Below are 2,500 nucleotides of genomic sequence, written 5' to 3' on the forward strand. Positions count from 1 at the left end.
CTGAGTGCTGCTTTGTGGGAGGCTTGTGTGGGTAGGGATGCGTTTAGGTGGGGGGCGTTTGTTGTGGGCGATGTCGGCGCGTGGATCGCGCCTGCGAGCGTGAGGGGTGTTCAGATGCCTGACGCTCTGCTTGTGTTGTTGCCTGTGCCGCTGCTCACGCGCGCGGCTTGTCGGTTGCTTTCAGGCGCGTCATCTCAGCCTGGGCGGCGGGTTCGCTTCGGGGTGCTGCGGGGCTTGGAGCGCGACCTTTGGTTACCCGCCGTTCGGCGGTTGCATCGTGGATCGCGTCTGTTGGGGAACATGGTTGTCCTGGCGGCTGTCCGCCCCCTCCCCCCACCGGCGGCAGCGCCTTGGGGCGGCTCTTATGTTTCGCATGGAGCGGGCCGTGTTGTGTTGCCGCCGGAGCCGGGCCGTCGCCCCCCACCTTCCGCTGTTCGCGGACGACAAAAAGCCCCGGCGGGCATTTCTGCGCGTCGGGGCTTTTTGAAAGGGTGTGAAGAGAGATTGGATACGAACTTTGCAGGCCTGGCGGCGACCTACTCTCCCGTGTCTTAAGACAAAGTACCATTGGCGCGGAGGAGTTTAACGGCCGAGTTCGGAATGGGATCGGGTTCAGGCTCCTCGCCATGACCACCAGGCCGGCAAAGTTCGTATCGGATTTGAAGAAGCTGTTGTCACTGACGCTTCATCCGTCGGGATGAGCATGGATTAATGAGGGCGATCAAGCCTATCGAGTGATTAGTACCGGTAAGCTACATGCGTTGCCGCACTTCCACACCCGGCCTATCGACGTGGTGGTCTACCACGACTCTCAAGGGAAAACTCGTTTTGAGGTGGGTTTCCCGCTTAGATGCTTTCAGCGGTTATCCCGTCCGTACGTAGCTACCCTGCAATGCGGCTGGCGCCACAACAGGTCCACCAGAGGTACGTCCATCCCGGTCCTCTCGTACTAAGGACAGATCCTCTCAATTTTCCTACACCCACGGCAGATAGGGACCGAACTGTCTCACGACGTTCTGAACCCAACTCACGTACCACTTTAATCGGCGAACAGCCGAACCCTTGGGACCTTCTCCAGCCCCAGGATGTGATGAGTCGACATCGAGGTGCCAAACGATGCCGTCGATATGGACTCTTGGGCATCATCAGCCTGTTATCCCCAGAGTACCTTTTATCCGTTGAGCGATGGCCCGTCCACGTGGGACCACCGGATCACTATGGCCGTCTTTCGACTCTGCTCGACTTGTCAGTCTCGCAGTCAGGCGGGCTTATGCCATTGCACTCGACGAGCGATTTCCGACCGCTCTGAGCCCACCATCGCGCGCCTCCGTTACACTTTGGGAGGCGACCGCCCCAGTCAAACTACCCACCATGCACTGTCCCGGACCCGGATGACGGGCCGCGGTTAGATATCCATATTCACAAGGGTGGTATTTCAAGGATGGCTCCATCCGAGCTGGCGCCCGAACTTCAAAGCCTACCACCTATCCTACACATGCAAACACGAATACCAGTGCAAAGTTGTAGTAAAGGTTCATGGGGTCTTTCCGTCTGACCGCGGGAACCCCGCATCTTCACGGGGAATTCAATTTCACTGAGCGGGTGCTGGAGACAGCGGGGAAGTCGTTACGCCATTCGTGCAGGTCGGAACTTACCCGACAAGGAATTTCGCTACCTTAGGACCGTTATAGTTACGGCCGCCGTTTACCGGGGCTTCGATTCAAAGCTTGCACCTCTCCTCTTAACCTTCCGGCACCGGGCAGGCGTCAGACCCTATACGTCGCCTTACGGCTTCGCAGAGCCCTGTGTTTTAGGTAAACAGTCGCTACCCCCTAGTCTGTGCCCCCTATACCTGGTTGCCCAAGTACAGGGCCTCCTTCTCCCGAAGTTACGGAGGCAATTTGCCGAGTTCCTTCAGCACCATTCTCTCAAGCGCCTTGGTATACTCTACCAGTCCACCTGTGTCGGTTTAGGGTACGGTCTATACGCGGGAGCTATTTCCTGGAACCCCTTCACGGCACGGTCAATCCAATAAGACCGTACAATACACGGGATTCGTCACTACCCGCAGGCTGGGGAATATTCACCCCATTCCCATCGACTACGCCTTTCGGCCTCGCCTTAGGAGCCGGCTAACCCTGCGCAGATTAGCTTTACGCAGGAACCCTTGGACTTTCGGCGACAGTGTCTCTCACACTGTTTGTCGTTACTCATGTCAGCATTCGCACTTCCGATACCTCCAGGATCTCTCACGAGTATCCCTTCGCAGGCTTACGGAACGCTCCGCTACCACGTGATCTTGCGATCACATCCACAGCTTCGGCACATGGCTTGAGCCCCGTTACATTGTCGGCGCAGGAACCCTTGTCTAGACCAGTGAGCTGTTACGCTTTCTTTAAATGATGGCTGCTTCTAAGCCAACATCCTGGTTGTTTTGGGATCCCCACATCCTTTCACACTTAGCCATGATTTGGGGGCCTTAGCTGGTGGTCAGGGTTGT

The 2,500-nt window shown here is 57.2% G+C and carries 2 rRNA genes (1 of these 2 cut by a window edge); both read right to left on the reverse strand.

The features are described from left to right. Positions 1-523: 523 nt before the first annotated feature. Positions 524-638 (reverse strand): 5S ribosomal RNA (gene rrf, locus BUB39_RS23575). 79 nt (positions 639-717) lie between these two features. Beyond that, a 23S ribosomal RNA gene (locus tag BUB39_RS23580) occupies positions 718-2,500 on the reverse strand (it continues 981 nt past the right edge of the window).

The sequence above is a fragment of the Kaistia soli DSM 19436 genome (assembly GCF_900129325.1).
Classification (GTDB): Bacteria; Pseudomonadota; Alphaproteobacteria; order Rhizobiales; family Kaistiaceae; genus Kaistia; species Kaistia soli.